This window comes from Rhizobium sp. UBA1881, from assembly GCF_002338015.1.
Taxonomy (GTDB): domain Bacteria; phylum Pseudomonadota; class Alphaproteobacteria; order Rhizobiales; family Rhizobiaceae; genus Rhizobium.
Window position 1 is genome coordinate 485 of the sequence record NZ_DDHH01000181.1, and the last position, 1749, is coordinate 2233.

The following is a 1749-nucleotide window of genomic DNA, read 5'->3' on the forward strand; positions in this document are numbered from 1 at the left end:
CGGCATGGGGCACCACTGGACTTCCCGTTACCGACCGGCCTTTGCATTTCGCTATCATCTAAAGTTGAGAACGATCATCGCCCTGTTATTCGGGCGCTCCCGAAAGCCACGCCGCCGACTTACGGCTCGATTGTAGAGAAGCAGGCGCAAAAACGGTTCTATCCAGCTTTCCGCCCGATCATACATAGCCCGATTTAAATCAGCAGTTTAATTTCCCCCGCACATCGGTCAAAGTGCCGGCTCCCAAAAGGAGAACACACAAGCGTGCATCACGACGTCCCCCTCATTGCCACCATTGCCGTCAGTTTCGGGTTCGCGGCGATCCTTGGCTATCTTGCCGATCGCCTGCAGCTGCCGCCGCTGGTGGGCTATCTGCTGGCCGGGATTTTGATGGGGCCGATCACGCCGGGTTTTGTGGCCGATACCGGGCTTGCGAGCCAGCTGGCCGAGATCGGGGTGATCTTGCTGATGTTCGGCGTCGGGCTGCATTTCTCGGCGCGTGACCTGCTTGCCGTGCGCGGCGTCGCCATTCCGGGCGCGATCGTGCAGATCCTGGTCGCGACGCTGCTCGGCGTCGGGCTGGCGGAGTGGTGGGGCTGGAGCCTCGGCGCCGGCATTGTCTTCGGGCTCAGCCTGTCGGTCGCGAGCACCGTGGTGCTCCTGAAGGCGCTGGAAGAGCGAAATCTGGTCAATGCCGCGAGCGGCCGCGTCGCCGTCGGCTGGCTGATCGTCGAGGATCTGGCCATGGTGCTAGCGCTGGTGCTGCTGCCTGCTTTGGCCGAACTGCTCGGCGGCCATGCGCCAGCAGGCGCGCATGGAGCGGGCATGCCGCTGCCGCTGACCATCGCGCTAACGCTTCTGCAGGTCGGCGCATTCGCCGCCATGGCGATCTTCCTCGGCCCCAAGGTCGTGCCGTGGCTGCTGATCCGCGTCGCCCGCACCGGCTCGCGCGAGCTCTTCACCCTGACCGTGCTCGCGCTGGCGCTCGGCATCGCCTTCGGCTCGGCGCAGATCTTCGGCGTGTCGTTCGCGCTCGGCGCCTTCTTCGCTGGCGTGGTCATGAGCGAATCCAGCCTCAGCCACCGCGCCGCCGCCGATTCCCTGCCGTTGCAGAACGCGTTTTCGGTGCTGTTCTTCGTGTCCGTTGGCATGCTGTTCGATCCGTCGATCCTCCTGCGCCAGCCGCTCGGCGTTCTCTCCGCCTTGCTCTTGATCATCGTCGGCAAGGGGGTGATCTCCTTCGTCGTCGTCACGCTCTTGCGCTATCCCATCGGCATGGGCCTGACGGTGGCGGGCGGGTTGGCGCAGATCGGCGAATTCTCGTTCATCCTGGCCGGCCTCGGCGTCACGCTCGGCCTGCTGCCGACCGACGGGCAGGACATCATTCTCGCCAGCGCCATCATCTCGATCACGCTCAATCCCATCGTCTGCGCCGGGGCCGAAGCGCTGCATGGCTATATCCAGCGCCGCTGGCCGCAAAGCGCCCGCCACGGCCACGCCAATTTCGACCTGCTGAACGACGAGCTCGACAAGATCCGCGCCATCACCGAAGCGCGCGAGCACCAGCACCAGCTGGAAATGCGCGAGCTCAGCGAGACCTTCCCGCTGTTTGCCAATGTCGACGAAAACTCGCAGGAAGAGCTGCTCCTGCTGTTCCGCCCGAAATCGGCTCTCCCAGGTGAGCGCGTCATGCGCAAGGGCGATCGCGGCGGCGGCATGTATTTCCTGTCGGCGGTCGCCGGCGCCTGC

2 protein-coding genes are annotated in these 1749 nt (G+C 64.8%); both read left to right on the top strand.

Translation table 11 applies throughout. The features are described from left to right. The coding region (locus B3605_RS22080) for a hypothetical protein (RefSeq protein ID WP_296436053.1) at positions 1-198 on the top strand (198 nt) is incomplete at its 5' end. Positions 199-264: 66 nt separating this feature from the next. Beyond that, on the top strand, positions 265-1749 hold a 1485-nt coding region (locus B3605_RS22085), incomplete at its 3' end, for a cation:proton antiporter (protein WP_296436055.1).